Annotated in this window: 7 protein-coding genes; 5 read left to right on the plus strand and 2 right to left on the minus strand. The window is 40.8% G+C overall.

The window, feature by feature from the left end; genetic code table 11:
- Positions 1-94 precede the first annotated feature (94 nt).
- Positions 95-6,598 carry a beta strand repeat-containing protein gene (locus tag ACN1CD_RS20385; protein WP_419132254.1) on the minus strand — a complete coding sequence of 2,168 codons (6,504 nt, stop codon included), beginning with the start codon at positions 6,596-6,598 and terminating at the stop codon, positions 95-97.
- 1,199 nt (positions 6,599-7,797) lie between these two features.
- Between ACN1CD_RS20385 and ACN1CD_RS20390 the strand changes: the two genes are divergently transcribed.
- Positions 7,798-9,828 carry an ATP-binding protein gene (locus tag ACN1CD_RS20390; protein ID WP_419132255.1) on the plus strand — a complete coding sequence of 677 codons (2,031 nt, stop codon included), beginning with the start codon at positions 7,798-7,800 and terminating at the stop codon, positions 9,826-9,828.
- A gap of 603 nt (positions 9,829-10,431) precedes the next feature.
- On the opposite strand, the gene ACN1CD_RS20395 is transcribed toward ACN1CD_RS20390, so the two are convergent.
- Positions 10,432-11,790, minus strand: coding sequence for a putative sensor domain DACNV-containing protein (locus ACN1CD_RS20395; RefSeq protein ID WP_419132256.1), 1,359 nt, complete (start codon positions 11,788-11,790; stop codon positions 10,432-10,434).
- A gap of 206 nt (positions 11,791-11,996) precedes the next feature.
- Between ACN1CD_RS20395 and ACN1CD_RS20400 the strand changes: the two genes are divergently transcribed.
- The 4 genes from ACN1CD_RS20400 (at position 11,997) to ACN1CD_RS20415 (ending at position 14,951) form a co-directional block, all read left to right on the plus strand.
- Entirely contained in the window at positions 11,997-12,227 is a 231-nt protein-coding gene (locus ACN1CD_RS20400) for a hypothetical protein (RefSeq protein ID WP_419132257.1), read from the plus strand.
- A gap of 144 nt (positions 12,228-12,371) precedes the next feature.
- Positions 12,372-13,160 (plus strand): NIPSNAP family protein, encoded by a 789-nt coding sequence (locus ACN1CD_RS20405; protein WP_419132258.1) that lies wholly within the window; start codon positions 12,372-12,374, stop codon positions 13,158-13,160.
- A 167-nt stretch (positions 13,161-13,327) separates the two neighbouring features.
- On the plus strand, positions 13,328-14,143 hold the full coding sequence (locus ACN1CD_RS20410; RefSeq protein WP_419132259.1) for an alpha-L-fucosidase: 816 nt from the start codon (positions 13,328-13,330) through the stop codon (positions 14,141-14,143).
- Positions 14,082-14,951 carry an alpha-L-fucosidase gene (locus tag ACN1CD_RS20415; protein ID WP_419132260.1) on the plus strand — a complete coding sequence of 290 codons (870 nt, stop codon included), beginning with the start codon at positions 14,082-14,084 and terminating at the stop codon, positions 14,949-14,951. The genes ACN1CD_RS20410 and ACN1CD_RS20415 overlap by 62 nt, the downstream gene beginning before the upstream one ends.
- Positions 14,952-14,972 lie beyond the last annotated feature (21 nt).

The following is a 14,972-nucleotide window of genomic DNA, read 5'->3' on the forward strand; positions in this document are numbered from 1 at the left end:
CATTTTTGCTGCTGGTGCAACCATTTGCATCAGTAACAGTTACGGTATAAGTACCTGCTGCAAGATTACTTGCAGTAGTAGTGGTTTGTACTGGCTAAGTGTTCCATGAATAAGTATATGGGCCAGTACCACCGCTAGCTGAAGCTGTTGCACTTCCCGTATTCTGTCCGAAACATTTTACATCTACAGGTGGAATATCAACATTCGCTACTAATGCACTTGATGGCTGGCTAACGGTAATATTTTCCGTTCTGATGGTACCAACGTTATCGGTAACCGTAACGGTATAACTACCAGCTGCAAGATTATTTGCTGTCGCAGTAGTTTGTATTGGAGAGGTGTTCCATGAATAAGTATATGGTGCTGTACCGCCTGTTGCAGTTACTGTAGCCGAACCATCTGTATTTCCGTAACATTTTACATTTGTACCTGTTGTGCTGATGCTTAGCGTAGATGCATCAATGGTGATGGTCACCACTGCTATAGAACAATCCCCGTCTACATCACATACATGATAAGTAAAGGTATCTGTTCCGCTGGTATTTGGTTTTGGTGTATAGGTAAATGATCCATCTGTATTCATCGTTACCGAACCTAGCGTTGCGCCACCATCGGTACCAATTAAAGACCATACGTTACCACCATCACCACTTGGCGTATCATTTGTTGATGCATTTCCAGAAACTGGAACACCTGGTGTCGTGTTTCCGAAATCATTAACTGCAATTGGCTGACAATTACCTGCTGTAACTGTAAACGATGATGATGTAGAACAGCTTTTAGCATCAGTAACCGTTACCGTGTAAGTACCAGCTCCTTTATTGCTGATGTCTTGCGTGGTTTCGCCTGAGTCCCATAGATAAGTATATGGCGTTGTTCCACCTGAAAGTGTAATATCAACAGACCCATTACTAGTGGCTCCACAGGTTGAATTGATTACTGTTCCGGTAATACTTAATCCGGCAGCAGGTTGTGTAATGGTTACATCCTGAGTGGTTGAACAACCACTGGCATCCGTTACGGTTACCGTATAGGTACCGGCTGCCAGATTATTTGCTGTCGCAGAGGTTTGTGCCGGATTAGAATTCCATGAATAGGTATATGGACTGGTACCTCCGGTTACTGAAACGGTTGCACTACCTGTACTTGCCCCAAAACAGTTTACGTTATTTGAAGAGCTGATCACGGCTGTTAAAGTAGCCGGACGTGTTAGTGTTACACTAGCTGACGCACCAGAAGTACATGAACCAAGTGTTGCTGAAACGGTGTAGGTTCCTACAGGGGCCGTTACCTGGTTACCAGTAATGGTTACACCAGCAAACGGACTTACGGTATAAGTATAAGCTGCATTATAATTTGTGATGACAAAACTACCCCTTGGTGTACATGAGGTAGGCTGAACAACCGTACCAAGCGTTGGAGTTGCTGGTGTTGCAGGTTGTGGATTAATGGTTACACTAGTAGCAGCAGAAGTACAGCCATCACTATTTCTAACCGTTACTGAATAAGTACCCGAAGCAACATTGGTAAAACTTGCCGATGCCTGGTAGTTGGTTCCATCAATACTATAAGTTAAACTTGATCCTGTTGGTGCAGTTACCGTAATGCTACCAGTTGCAGTGGTACAGGTTGGCTGTACAGTGGTTACAGTTGGCGCAGCTGGCGTGGCTGGTTGTGGGTTGATGGTTACACTGGTTGCAGCAGAAGTACAGCCATTGCTGTTTCTTACCGTTACCGAATAAGTGCCCGAAGCTACATTATTAAAAGTGGTGGAAGCCTGATAGTTCGTACCATTAATGCTATACGTTAATCCCGATCCTGTTGGTGCAGTTACCGTAATGCTACCAGTTGCAGTGGTACAGGTTGGCTGTACAGTGGTTACAGTTGGCGCAGCTGGTGTTGCAGGTTGTGGATTGATGGTTACACTAGTTGCAGCAGAAGTACAGCCATTGCTGTTTCTTACCGTTACCGAATAAGTGCCCGAAGCTACATTATTAAAAGTTGTGGAAGCCTGATAGTTCGTACCATTAATGCTATACGTTAATCCTGATCCTGTTGGCGCAGTTACCGTAATGCTACCAGTTGCAGTGGTACAGGTTGGCTGTACAGTAGTTACCGTTGGTGCAGCTGGTGTGGCTGGTTGTGGGTTGATGGTTACACTGGTTGCAGCAGAAGTACAGCCATCACTATTTCTAACCGTTACCGAATAAGTACCGGAAGCTACACTATTAAAAGTTGTGGAAGCCTGATAGTTCGTACCATTAATGCTATACGTTAATCCCGATCCTGTTGGAGCAGTTACCGTAATACTACCAGTTGCAGTGGTACAAGTTGGCTGCACAGTGGTTACCGTTGGCGCAGCTGGTGTTGCAGGTTGTGGATTGATGGTTACACTGGTTGTAGCAGAAGTACAGCCATTGCTGTTTCTTACCGTTACCGAATAGGTACCCGAAGCTACATTATTAAAAGTTGTGGAAGCCTGATAGTTCGTACCATCAATGCTATAAGTTAATCCCGAACCTGTTGGCGCATTTACCGTAATCGTGCCTGTTGCAGTGGTACAGGTTGGCTGTACGGCAGATACGGTTGGCGCAGCTGGCAGCGCATTAATAGTTACATTGGTAGTTGAACTACATCCGTTAATATTGGTATAGGTAATAATTGCTGTTCCAGCAGCTATTCCAGTTACTAAACCGGTATTGTTTACCGTGGCTATTGCCGTATTTGAAGATACCCATGGATTAGTACTGGCTGGTGTACCTGAACCCGTAAGTTGGGTTGTATTTCCAACGCAAGCTTGTGTTGTTCCGGTGATAGTTGGCAAGGCATTTACGGTGATCGTTACCTGCCTGGTACAGCCATTGTTATTGGTATAGGTAATTACAGCTGATCCTGCGGCTATTCCGGTTACTAAACCCGTGTTATTTACCGTGGCTATAGCAGTATTGGATGATACCCATGGATCCGTAGTGGCTGCCGTACCAGAACCTGTTAACTGCGTAGTTGAAGCTACACAAACAGTTGTTGTTCCGGTAATGGTTGGCAAGGCGTTTACAGTAACCGTTACTTGTTGTGAACAGCCATTATTATTGGTATAGGTAATGGTTGCTGTACCCACAGCTACTCCGGTTACTAAACCCGTATTGCTTACGGTGGCTATTGATGTTGCCGATGAAGTCCATGGATTTGAAGTGGCTGGTGTACCCGATCCCGTTAACTGGGTGGTAGAACCGATGCAAACATCCGTTGTTCCGGTAATTAAAGGTAAAGCGTTTACGGTGAAAGTAACCTGATTAGAACAGCCATTGCTGTTGGTATAGGTGATTGTAGCCGTACCTGCTGACACTCCGGTTACCAGACCTGTATTGCTTACAGTTGCAATTCCGGTATCTGATGATACCCACGGATTTGTGGTTGCTGCCGTAGCTGAGCCAGTAAGCTGACTGGTTTTTCCTACACAGGCTCGTGTTGTTCCGGTGATGGTTGGTAAAGCATTTACGGTAATGGTTACCTGACGGGTACATCCATTATCATTGGTGTAAGTAATGGTTGCTGTTCCAGCGGCCACACCAGTTACTAACCCTGTATTGCTTACTGTGGCAATTGACGTATTGGATGATACCCATGGATTATTGGTTGCTGCCGTACCTGAACCTGTTAATTGAGTAGTTGAAGCTATACATACAGTGGTTGTTCCGGTGATGGAGGGCAGCGCGTTTACCGTAAAGGTTACCTGTTGCGAACATCCATTCGTATTCGTATAAGTTATGGTAGTGGTGCCTGCCGATACACTGGTGACCAAACCAGTATTGCTCACTGTAGCTACAGCGGTATTGGATGACACCCAAGGATTTGTGGTGGCTGCTGTAGCAGATCCGGTAAGTTGCGAAGTAGCACCAATACATACTGTTGTTGTTCCAGTGATAGTTGGTAAGGCATTTACGGTGATCGTTACCTGCCTGGTACAGCCATTGTTATTGGTATAGGTAATTACAGCTGATCCTGCGGCTATTCCAGTTACTAAACCCGTGTTATTTACCGTGGCTATTGCAGTATTGGATGAAACCCATGGATCCGTAGTCGCTGCCGTGCCTGAACCTGTTAATTGCGTAGTCGAAGCTACACAAACAGTTGTTGTTCCGGTAATGGTTGGTAAGGCATTTACAGTAACTGTTAATTGCTTAGTACATCCGTTACTATTGGTATAGGTAATGGTGGCTGTACCCGCAGCTACCCCAGTAACCAAACCCGTATTGTTTACCGTAGCAATTGCAGTATTAGATGATACCCAAGGATTATTAGTGGCTGCTGTGGCAGAGCCCGTAAGTTGAGTAGTACCAGCTACACACACAGTTGATGTGCCGGTAATAGTTGGCAATTCATTTACGGTAAAAGTGACTTGCTGCGAACAACCATTGCTGTTGGTATAAGTAATAACCGCTGTTCCTACTGCAACCCCGGTAACTAAACCCGTATTGCTAACCGTGGCTATTGCCGTGTTAGATGATACCCATGGGTTATTGGTAGCTGCCGTAGCAGAACCTGTAAGTTTCGAAGTTGACCCGATACATGCACTGGTGGTGCCGGTAATGGTGGGTTGGGGATTTATGGTAATCACAATTGTAGCGGTACAACCTGTGCTATTGGTATAAGTAATGGTGGTATTACCTGCAGAAACTGGCGTAACCAAACCTGTATTATCAACAGTGGCTACACCAGGGTTTGAAGATACCCAGGGATTATTGGTAGCTGGGGTATCTGATCCTGTAAGCTGAAGCGTAGAACCGCCCACACAGCCAGAGGCCGGGCCGGTTACGGTAGCCGGAATACAAGAATCGGTAATGGTATAGGTAGAAGTAGACTGCCCATCTGTGCAACTACTTAATTCACCGATTGCTAATCCCGAAGATGGATTAGCTAAAGTGAGCGTAATGGTTTCATCAGGCTCTGGTGAAACCAGATCGGTGCTGACCCTGAGATAAGGCGCCAGACTAATCCCGGTTGCCGTTGTACCATCATAAGTACCGGCCGGGACAGTGACTGTAATGTTGCCACTTGAGGCCGTTGGCGTGGTATAATCTGAACCTCTTGTAGCGGTTCCATTCACGATAAGCTCAATAGTAGTGGCCGTAGTAGTAGTACCAGAAATTAGTAATCTTGGTAAATTGGCCGTGGGTGTATTTTCCGGTCCTGTGGCAGTTGCAGAACTTATTGATACAAAAGTTGATAAAGAAGTTAAGCTGACGTTATCTATAAAGTTACCCGCTGATAAATTTCCACCTGCTGAACTTACCGCCCGGTAACCATAACTTACCTTTTGAATGGAACCCGTAGTATTTCGCCAGGTACCGGTATACTGTGTCCAGCCATTGGCATCTGTTGCCTGGGAGGTTAAAGTGGTGTTAGCCGGGGTTAATATACTGGCGCTATGTGTTCCGCCAGCAGCGTTGTTATCTGAAAAATTAGCAACGTCTATATCATTAATCCGCAAACTCATTACATCTACCCCGCCCCTACCCCTATGGGCAAAAGACCAGGTAAAGGTTTCTCCATTGAGTACACAAATCGGTCTCTGCTCCAGCATGCCATTGGTAAAGGCATTTAACTCCACGAAATAATTCCCTGCTTTAGCCGGGACACCAGATGCTGATGACCAAAACTCTATAAAGCTACCATTCGTTGGAGAATCCTGTCCATTGTCTTTTGACATACCAACGGCCTCCGTTGTACTCCAGCCAGGAACAAGATTCTCTCTTACCTGACTCCCAGCTCCTGAACTATTACTACCTTGTTCAAAACTTCCGTTTACAAAGGCACGGATAAAAGGTGATGCCGCTTCAAAAACCTGTAATTCTGTCGGATCAAAGTAGTCATCCTGTAGATTGATGATCATTACATAGCGGGCTTTATGCAAACCCACATTTAGCGACAATTGTCCGCCTACGCTTGCTGTTTTTCCCGGAAATACTGGACCCAAATTTTGACCAGCAGGCCCTGGTATTGTACCACCATCAGGTCCTCCAAAAAAATTAGTATTCGAAGTAGTAGATGCATCGGTATAAATAAGGCGATTATAAAGGGATGAATTGGAACCGTCCATGTAGTCTCTTGGATTAACTGCACCACCTTGTGCCGGAAAGAGACTTGGATTCTGGGTAGCTACTATACTCGGAAAGGTTACAATCATAAAACGACGCGCCCGATTAGAACCCGCACGGTCTCCGATTTTCACACTATTAATGTAAACATCAGAACCCAAATCGACCATAAACCACTCTGCATTGGTGGGGTTAAATGTATTATTAGTATTCGCAAAAGTACTGAAACTCCCATCTACAAGGTTTGAATTAGGATATTGTGAAGCATCTAAATTGCTAGATGAGGTTACCGTTTTACCCAGGGCTAGGTTAGTTTGCGCTTGTGCAAACCCTATCTGCATGCCAAAAACCAGCAAAAATAAGAATGCCAGTTTCATCATAAAATCAAAGGAAGATTTATTTTCTTTAGTTGGAGGGATTTTAAGGGGTAATTCTCCTGAAAATATCTGGCAGATCGATAGATCCTTTTTGGTGCATGAAGACGGGTAAAGTTTTTTCATATTTAATGCAGTATTAAACTTGGGTACGATCCTGATGGGTATTGATGATATTTAGGCTAAGTAAAAGCAAAGTTTTTTAAGCACTTATTTCTACTCATTGGTGAATTAGTATGTTAATTTATTTGATGTATTCAGCATCTGTTTATACTTATCTTAATGACATAAATCATTAGGATATATTTCAATCTTAAATACGGCAGTATTTTGTTGATTATCTTTGGCATAAATTATTGCAAAGTATTAAGGAAGGTTAATAGCGTTAATGATATAATAGTTGAAAAATTTTTGTTCAGATAAAAGACCAGTTAAGCCGTTTATTTTTTTCTTGCAACGAATGTATTACAAGTAAATATGATGAAGAATAGCCAATAGATAGAAAGGCATTATCACTCCATAAAATAGGGATTTTGTCCGTTGAATTAAAAACTTCTGAATTTCATTGCAAGGAGGTAAAACGAAGCAAGCTCATTGCTGTTAGTACAATAGCAAATAGAAGATTGCTACAGACATTATCGGTGAAGGATTGAAAAATATTCACGCCAGGACGTTCAAGGAGAAAGAATATGACTTAAACTTACTAAGTTTTCAGTCGCACAGGCCGACTAAACTTTTTAATTGGTTCCGTCATTAAAAGAAAGAGAGGTTTCTCCGTTTAGAAGCACCCTCATTGCAGTTAATGCTATAGCCATTTGTAGACTGCTACGAACATTGCCCATGAGGTTACGAGGCAAAAAACCTGCACAAAGCAAGCTTGAATTGACTGAACCGCACACTGAACGAACAAAGGTTTTAAGTATTGCTAAAATTTATAAGGGGCAAAGAACATTATGGTTGATTTCTACAACCTTTCCCCGTCTACCTTTTATAATTAGGATACGAAAATGTGGCATTTTAAGAAAGATCAATAATTTAAAATTTGCACCACGCCTAAACAACTTATTAAGCTAGGTTTAAAAATTGGTTATGCAGGTGCAATTGTTTAGACAAAAAAAAACACCATATAATGTAGATAAGTTTAAATGCTCCGCCCAAACAATTTGATCCTTATAGATTTATTTTTTCAACAAATATTGCATTATTAAAGTCCAGATAAATACTTTTTTATGTAGCCATTTTTTACATGGTTAAATATGAATCTGACCCATTTACCAGTGCCAATAAGAATTTATAGATAACTGCCATCCCCAGATAAACTCCCTATGCATAAAATCTTAATTAGTCTAATCATTCTTTGTTATTTTGCTTCCTGCAACAGAAAACCATCCCAACAAACCGATCCCGGTTTATCCAATCAGGCAAAACAAATATTAGGAAAAGTAGATACCATGAGGCGTTACAAGATGAGCGATCAAGCAATAAATTATCTTGATTCTACCTATCATACCATAAAAAATCCCAGTGTAAAGGATTTGTTTGAGCGGCTAAACGTTAAATTCATGCATTATCGTACAACAAAGGAAGATGCTGCAAAAACAAATTTATATGCCGATAGTATGCTGGCTCTTTTAAATAATTGGCAAAACCAATATAAGCTTGAGTACATAGATGCGCTATTTGCCAAAGGCGATGCCACATTAATGAATAAACAGTCTAATACTGCATTTCACTACTATTACAAAGCCCAGTACTTTGCTGCCAAAAATCTAGATAAATGCCATGCTTATGGTTTCACCTATCGCCTTGGTGAAGTTAGATATAAACAGAAGCAGTATCAGCAGGCCATTCATTTCTTTAAACAGGCTTATCATGATAGTGAAAAGTGTAATGATAAGCAAACACTCTACAACACTTACTTATCGAAGAACAACTATCTAAATTCTATCGGCATTTGCTATGAACTTATCGGTAAGTTAGATAGTGCAACACTTTACTATAAAAAGGCTGTAAATTTAATCAACCAATATCCACAGATGCATCAGTTAAAAGAGGATTATATTCTTACTTCTATGGGTATAGTATACGGCAATCTTGGGGGAGTATATGCTAAATTAGGTCAATATGATCAGGCAGAATACTACTTAAAAAAAAGTATTGCTATTAATGACCGGCCCGAATTTGATGAAGTGGATGCCCTAACAGCAAAAATTAAACTGGCCAAACTTTACCTCAACTTTAATCATTTACAAAAGACTGATCGTGTGTTGAAAGGGTTGAGGCGAAAATTAGCTGTCAAGTATTCTGAGAAGGCTATGCCGATAGAGACCCAATTAAAGTTGTATCAGCTGGAGTGGATGTATTATGATAAAACAGGGAATATCCCCAAGGCGTATGCTAACCTGCAACTTTATTATAACAAGCAGGATTCTTTCAATAAGGCAAGTCTGGCGCTTAAAGCGAGTGATATAGATATGTTTTTCAAAAACAATGAGCAACAATATAAGCTAAATTCCTTAAGTGAAGAGAAAGAAAAACAACAGAACTACCTGCTTTCACTAATTGTTTTTTCAGTCGTTATTATTATCACTTTGTTCTTTTTATCTCATAGCAGGAAAAAACTTAAAATGCTTAATCGGCAAACCACTGAACAAAATATTCAGATGCAGAAGCTACTCAAAGCATTGGAGCTAAGTCAGTATGAAAACACGCGCATGATGCAAATTGTTGCGCACGACCTTCGCAGCCCATTAGCTGCGGCCATTAGCATTACTTCACTACTCAAAGATGCTGATCTTACAACAGATGAGCATAAGATGGTTGATTTGCTGGAAACGTCTTGCACTCATTCACTGGAGATGATTGCCGATTTATTAAACATCAATACCAATGCTAATGATATAAAAACAGAATCTGTTGTATTGAAATCTTTAATTATGTACTGTATTGAATTACTTCAATTTAAGGCAAAAGCAAAAGAGCAGAATTTAATTTTCTCTGGCATAAATGTTACAATTAAGGCAAATCCTGCAAAAATCTGGCGGTTGGTAAGCAATTTAATTGTTAATGCTATTAAATTTAGCCCGATAGGCGGAAATATTGAAATTGAAATGTTTAAAACACAAGATAAAGTTACGATCAAAATTAAAGATCAAGGAATAGGAATCCCCATCGAACACAGGGACAAAATTTTTGATATTTTTACTGACGCCAGACGGGTAGGCACCTCAGGAGAACATTCTTTTGGTATCGGTCTTGCCACTTCCAAACAAATTGTAGAAGCGCACCATGGCGATATCTGGTTCGAAAGCAAAATTAACGAAGGAAGTACATTTTATATTTCTTTACCACTGTAACCGATTCGTTTTTTAACACAGTTCTTTTGACTAACACGGTCGTCATTGCGAGAAACGGTTCTTCTCCGTTTCGTGGCAACCGCATTGCGATTAGAAAAGTGTAAAAACAAAGGGGAGATTGCCGCGAACATTACCGATGAAGGATCGGAGAATGTTTTCTCAAGAACAATTTTTTATTAAGGGATCGTCCTCCTGAACTTGATTCAGGATATTATCATAGTGAGATGCTGAAATAAATTTACTGCGTAGCTTTCCGCTGCGCTACAGGTCAGCATGAGGATTTATTTAGTACATCTCTCGCGGAATCGTCATTGCGAGGTACGAAGCAATCTTAATGCTATCGCTATGCACGATGAGTCGTAGCGAGACGCTACAACCAGATTTTTTAAAAGATATTCTCAACAAGTCGTCATTGCTGCGAGAAATGGTTCTTCTCCGTTTCGTGGCAACCTCATTGCTGATTAACCTACTGGCTGGTATATCACCAACCAGCCTAAGTTTTATCTCGTCAATCTGTTAATAAATAGAATCTACTCGTATAAATCTTTCGGTAGTGAGACACCATTCCCCAAACAATTCTACTTAATCCCATCCCCTCTTTTGTCACTTTTTCCGGTTTTGAGACCGATCTGTAAGGTATTGCTGGGTTTTGATGTTTTCCCACATAATTAATTTATCTTCAATTTTAGAGAAAGCCCTGATGTCTCCATCTTGCGAAATTACCAGGCCAAGTGAGGTAGGATGATTCCAGCAATAAGCGATCATAGACCTATGCCTGGTTCCATAATGCCTGGGATCATGAGCGGCCAACGATTTTGACGTAGCTGTAGCTGTGGAAGAAACATAAATTTTTCTAGGCATTTTTTTCGACCTCAAAACTGCCCCAAAGCCATTAGTAACCATATTTCTATTGAAAAGCACCACACCATCTACACAGGTTTGCGAAGCGATAAAGTTAATGGCTCCCTTAATTTCATCGCCCGTGCCTTGCTTATCGTAAAAAGACCCGGACTCTCTTAAATAAAGCGCCTTACTAATAGATCTCTTTCCTGCGTGTATGCCGCCTTCAATCGTACTTTCCGAAACGAAATTATCTATGGCTGCCTTCGCATGAGCGACCATTGAAAGGGTTAATCGCTCATAATGAATTCTGTATTTCACGTCTAAATCTATACTATCATCGGCAATCAAAATCGCTCCACCGTGCTGGTAGTTTTGAATTTTAAGTAACAACCTGGAGAATGTCTGGATCCAAAGGCCATCTAAAAAATCTTCCCAGTCACCATATTGCTCATTGGGGTGGGCCGTTTCGATGTAATTCCGCAAGTTGACTTTTAAAAATTCCGCATTTTTCCGAAGGATTTTTGAGATGGGCCCTATGGTTAACACATCCAGATAGCGCTTTACAAGCACATTTTGCTTCAGCGTGGCGAGGAGTTCATAATCAAATAGCACATGGAGTGTGCCGATATCACTCACCGAAACCTGAAACAGGCCGGGTTGCTCTGAACCAGTATCAGATTCATAATTTAAAAAATTTTGATAGTGCATGGCCTGATCAATCATTCCCCAAATGAAAAGACTGCCTGTTTCATCATAATAAACTGCGAGCGAGGAACTTGCCGGATCAGCAGCTTTAGAAAGTTTAGCCAAAGCCTTGGTGTTCATCGCTATCGGCTGTTCGAAAGCAATACAACTCCATCTTTCTGGAACGATATGTTTTGGAGGCGCCGGATCTGGATTGGAAGGATCGATAAAGGTTACCGTAACCCTGATCAGATCGCTTTCCTCCTTGCACATGCTCAAAAAAAACAGGCAATCAAAAAAATCATCAAGTACCTGAAGTTCTGGAAGCGGGAATTTTTGCTTGGTTAGCCTGAGCTTATCGTATACCAGAACGGCCAGGTCATGCGGGCGTGAGTTTTCCAAATTAATATCCTTTTTTATATTAACATTCACCATGCTAAATCGTTTGAACTGAAGTCAATTCAACTTCAGGGAGTGAAGAATAGTGATTTCTGGTCCCTCATTAATTAATGATTTGATTTGTCTAGATACATGCTTCCCACTTATTTTTTAAGAGCTAAGAGCAATACATTATTTTTTCTGAATTTCCAAAACAAAAACAATAACCATTCAGTTATTTAATTAATAAGACTGAAATAGAGATGGTTAATACATATAAAATACAGCTGGACGAAATTACTTATAAAGAAATTTTTGAGCCCTTTTTGCATAAAAACTTTTTGAAGTTGCCTGTTGAGGCGCACGATAACATGGTTGAAGTTACCATCAGAAGAACCTGCGTACTGGAATATTTACAAAAGAAAATCATCAGTGAGATTGACAATTACGAAGTGATACAATCGGAGATAATTAATAAGATGAATGTTCACTAGGATTTAATTCTTTCCTTCACACCTATATGTTGGCAAACATATTCAGTAAACATAAATCATTTTTTAAAAATAGTCGCTTACCGGATAATTTGAATAAATCCCTATTTTAGACATCACCTATAAATATTTTGATTATCTATTCACATGTCGCAAAGAATTAAAACAACCCTTTTGTTTTCGTTAATCTTTTTAACGAATTTGTTTAATGCCACAGCGGCTAAACGGGATTTCTATCAGATTAAGATTTACCATTTAAAATCTGATGCACAGGAAAAAGTAGTAGATGATTATTTACAAAAAGCCTATTTACCAGCACTTCATCGCTTCGGAATTGAAAAGGTTGGTGTTTTTAAGCCTGTAATGAGTGATCCGGCTATGCCTACTGAAAAGTTGATTTATGTTTTCATCCCGTTAAAATCTTTTAACAGCATCTTGGCTTTGAATGAGAATCTCGTTAAAGATAAGCAGTATGCTGCTGATGGCAAAGCATATCTGGATGCGCTATATAATGACGAACCCTATGAAAGGTTGGAATCTATCGTGCTCAAAGCTTTCGCTGATGCGCCGAATTTCATGTTACCGAAATTAAAATCGCCAATGAAAGAACGGATTTATGAATTGCGAAGTTATGAGGCACCTACCGAAAAGTATTTTCAGAATAAAGTTGATATGTTTAATAAAGGCGATGAAATCGGCCTGTTTAAAAGACTTGGTTTCAATGCCGTTTTTTATGGTGAGGTGCTTGCAGGTAACCACATGCCCAACCTGATGTATTTAACTACTTTTGAAAATAAGGCCGATCGTGATGCACATTGGAAGGCTTTCTCCGCTGATGACCATTGGAAAAAACTTTCTGCAATGCAGAACTATCAAAACAATGTATCTAAAAACGACACCAGGTTTATTTATCCAACTGATTATTCTGACATTTAATATTGATTAATAAGTTTCACTCACTACCCTGAGAGCTGATCAGCAAATGCTAATTTTCACACCATAAAAGTCTGATTTGTACAAAAAGAAGTCTCTTTAATATAAAGATCTTCAGATCTGCACTAATAAATTTGTTTTCTATATTAGAACATGCTAACCAAATGTATATGAATCGTAGAAAACTCATTCAAAGCCTTGCCATTGGTTTACCCACACTATTTTTTTCCAGTAAGCTTTTTGCATGCTCCATTAATGAAGATGCCGCACAAGAATTTGTAGAGAAAATTTTAGCTGGTCCTTTTTTACCTACCTGGGAATCTTTATCTGGCTATCAAACACCAGAATGGTTCAGAGATGCAAAATTTGGAATGTGGGCGCATTGGGGGCCACAATGCCAGCCAGAAGCCGGAGATTGGTATGCACGTGAAATGTATATGGAAGGAAGCAGGAAGTATAAATTTCATCTCGAAAAATATGGTCATCCTTCTCAGTTTGGTTTTAAAGATGTGATTAATACCTGGAAAGCAGAAAAATGGGCCCCTGAAGCCTTGGTTTCGTTATACAAAAGTGTCGGTGCAAAATATTTTATGGCCTTGGCCAATCACCACGATAATCTCGACCTCTATGATAGCAAATACCAGAAAGATTGGAACTCAACAAAACAGGGACCGAAAAAAGATATTGTTGGAGGATGGGCTGCTGCTGCAAAAAAACACGACCTTCCTTTTGCCGTAAGTGTACATGCGGCACATACCTGGAGCTGGTTAGAAACAGCCCAGCGTGCTGATAAAAATGGACCATTGGCTGGCGTACCTTATGATGGAAAATTAACAAAGAAAGATGGTAAAGGTAAATGGTGGGATGGACTTGATCCACAAGAGCTTTACGCCCAAAATCATCAGTTAAGTGAAAACAGCCTGGATGATGGTGTTATTCATAAACAGTGGAATTGGGGCAATGGCGTTACTCCACCAGGTAAATAATAAATACAATCCGGATATGATTTATTTCGATGACTCTCAGTTTCCTTTATGGCCCGTTAGCGATGCCGGTCTTCGAATTGCCGCACACCTGTACAATAAAAGCATTAAAGAAAAAGGGAAACTCACTGCGGTGATTACTGGGAAAATCCTGGATGAGGAACAAAGGAAAGCAATGGTTTGGGATATTGAGCGGGGCCAGAGCAACATCATTGAGCCGCTTCCGTGGCAAACAGACACCTGCCTTGGCGACTGGCATTATGATCGTGGCATTTACAACCGTAAAGGGTACAAAAGTGCTTCAAAAATTATCCACACCCTGGTGGATGTAGTGAGCAAAAACGGCAATTTAATGTTAAATGTACCCGTTCGTGGCGATGGTTCTATTGATGAACTGGAATGTAAGATTGTGGAGGATATTGGTGTATGGATGAATGCAAATAGTGAAAGTATTTACGCCACTCGGCCCTGGAAAATCTTTGGTGAAGGACCTGCTCAAAATAAATCTGCAGCACTAACCGCTCAGGGATTTAATGAAGGTAAAGGTGCTCCGTTTGGAGAGCGCGATATCCGCTTTGCGGTTAAAGACAAAGTTCTTTTTGCAACGGTAATGGCCTGGCCAGCCAACGGATTGGTACTAATTACGAGCTTAAAGGATGGCAGTACCCACTATCCTGAAAAAATAAATAGCGTACAGCTGGTGGCCACAGGGCAGAATTTGAAATTTGAAAGAAATACCGATGGATTAAAGGTCTACTTTCCTGCCGAAAAACCCGCCGCTTCGTATGCCAATCCCTTAAAAATCAGCTAAGAAAACCATGATGCAACTCGA

The sequence above is a fragment of the Pedobacter sp. N23S346 genome, assembly GCF_048515415.1.
Classification (GTDB): Bacteria; Bacteroidota; Bacteroidia; order Sphingobacteriales; family Sphingobacteriaceae; genus Pedobacter.